The following is a 2,039-nucleotide window of genomic DNA, read 5'->3' as shown; positions in this document are numbered from 1 at the left end:
AGCAGTTCCTTGAGTTCTGCTTCGCTTTCTCTGATTTCTATCTTAGAAACTCCTGCCATATTTTTCCTTTAACTCTACTAAGATGATATTCTACACTATTTGTAGTCAGATTTTGGAGAATTGGTATATAGTCATTTCAGATAAGTCTGATACAGTCTGGGCTGACAAAACCCTTATGAAATCTGGGATTGATATTCTCAATCTTAATTGAAATGACTATAACTATATCATTTAGTCGGTGAACAGGATACGGTAGAACCCATTGGCTGGACGATTTTTCCCGAACGCTGGCTGATCGCTTGGTTGTCCTACTGGAATCAAGCCCGTCGTCTCGGCATTATCAAGATTATCTCCTTCGGACCGACCCATCATAACGGAGTTATGGGTTATATGGACGGTGAAAGAACCCTGGCCGATGGTCGCACCTGTCGCCAGCAAACCGTGGACACTGTGGCTAAATTAATCTCTTTTCCTTAGCTGCTCTCAAAGTTACCCGGAAAGATTTAGATTGACTGATCATGACTATTTGCCACTGGTTCGGGGCTATCCTCGCCAATCCAAGCCCTGACTAACTCGTAGCAGAGACCGAGCAGAACTGGCCCGACGAACAAACCGATAATCCCGTAGGCGATCACTCCCCCGAATACCCCCAGCAGAATCACCACCATGGGAATGGGCAGGCCGCGCCCCATTAAGATGGGTTTGAGGAAATTATCCACCAAGGTGGCGGGAATCATCCAGATAGTAAATAACAGGGCGGTGGAATATGGGAGTGTTGCCCAAGCGTGAATGAGCACCCCCAAGACAATTAAACTAGGGCCAATTTGGAGAATGCCCAAAAGTAGGGTGAGGAAAGTTAATAAACCAGCTGCAGGCGTTCCTACCGTCACTAAACCGATGCCGATCAAAAGACTCTGGATAATGGCAACGCCAATAATACCGCGGCTAACATTGCGGACGGTGGAGGCGGTCAGACTGGCGAGCGCAATTCCTCGACCAGGGGCGATCTTTTCTGCTAACCGGTTCATCAGGCGAGTCAGATTTTTAGAGGAGAGGGTAAGTGCCGCCGCAATCAGAATCGAGACGATAAATTTCAGCACCGTCAGACCGGTACTGGTGGCTAGGGAAAGGGAGATTTTCCCCAGTTCTTTTAATTGTGGCTCGAAGCGTTGAAAAAATTGACCCGTGTTATCTGATGCCTGCTGCCAGAGACTGGCAATCCTTTCGCCGATTAGCGGCCAGGTGGCCACATCGGCGGGAGGAGGGGGAATCACCGCCGCACCAGTATCGATATATTCGGCCATCGTTCGCAGATTACCGGCCAGAACCGCTGCAATACCACTCACCGGACCGATAATAATCCCTAGACAAAGTAGGGTGAGGAGAACTGCGGCCAGTTTCGCCCGGCCAGCGAGTAACTTTTTTAACCAGAGAAAGAGCGGATACCAAGCGATCGCAAGAATGGCTCCCCAGAGGATCATGGTTACGAAGGGACGCAGCAGGGTAAAACCAGCAAATAACAACAGGCCGAGAAAAAACAGCCGGATGACTAGATCGATAATTTTAGCGTCATTGTTCATCAATAGCGATCGCCTTTGGCTAGACGAGGACATTTCTGCAATTATGGCAGTTTTTCGTTATATATAGCGTTTCCTGTTTGCAAGAGGTACATTACTGGTGATTAAAAGCTTAATCAACGAAGGTTTAACTGTGCCACATAGGTGTGAGAAACGCTATATTTGGCTACAGTGGTCAGTCTTGATCCCAGTAACTATCTTCTCATCCCCAGACTAAATCTAACCTAAGTTGCTACCTATGGGATTAAGCAAAAAAAGCTGCTACAAAAGATAAAAGACGAGTAGCAGCCAAAAAAATGAATGACGAGATTATAGCGATTTATTGCCTTTGTGAGGACATTCTCAAAGCCATGAATCATCAAGAGGATTCACAGCAACAGATCAGCGATGGGGAAGTGATGACCACAGCTATAGTTGCCCCCCTGTATTGCAGTGGCAATTTTGAGAAAGGGAGAAAAGCGA

Annotated in this window: 2 protein-coding genes; one reads left to right on the top strand and one right to left on the bottom strand. The window is 47.1% G+C overall.

Features of this window, described 5'->3' with window-relative positions; all coding sequences use genetic code 11:
* The first annotated feature begins 303 nt into the window (after window positions 1-303).
* Complete coding sequence (locus MiAbW_RS18970) at window positions 304-477, top strand: hypothetical protein (protein ID WP_238707361.1); 174 nt, start codon at window positions 304-306, stop codon at window positions 475-477.
* A 26-nt stretch (window positions 478-503) separates the two neighbouring features.
* Here the strand turns inward: MiAbW_RS18970 and MiAbW_RS18965 are convergent, their stop codons facing one another.
* Window positions 504-1,580 carry an AI-2E family transporter gene (locus tag MiAbW_RS18965; RefSeq protein ID WP_151697336.1) on the bottom strand — a complete coding sequence of 359 codons (1,077 nt, stop codon included), beginning with the start codon at window positions 1,578-1,580 and terminating at the stop codon, window positions 504-506.
* Between the last annotated feature and the right edge of the window lie 459 nt (window positions 1,581-2,039).

The organism is Microcystis aeruginosa NIES-4325 (genome assembly GCF_008974145.1).
In the GTDB taxonomy this organism is placed as follows: Bacteria; Cyanobacteriota; Cyanobacteriia; order Cyanobacteriales; family Microcystaceae; genus Microcystis; species Microcystis aeruginosa_G.
This window is presented reverse-complemented; position numbering and strand designations above follow the sequence as displayed.

Bases quoted from the DNA above. Each gene is read 5' to 3' on its own strand.
- MiAbW_RS18965 (WP_151697336.1), bottom strand. From the start codon at position 1,580: ATGAACAATGACGCTAAAATTATCGATCTAGTCATCCGGCTGTTTTTT.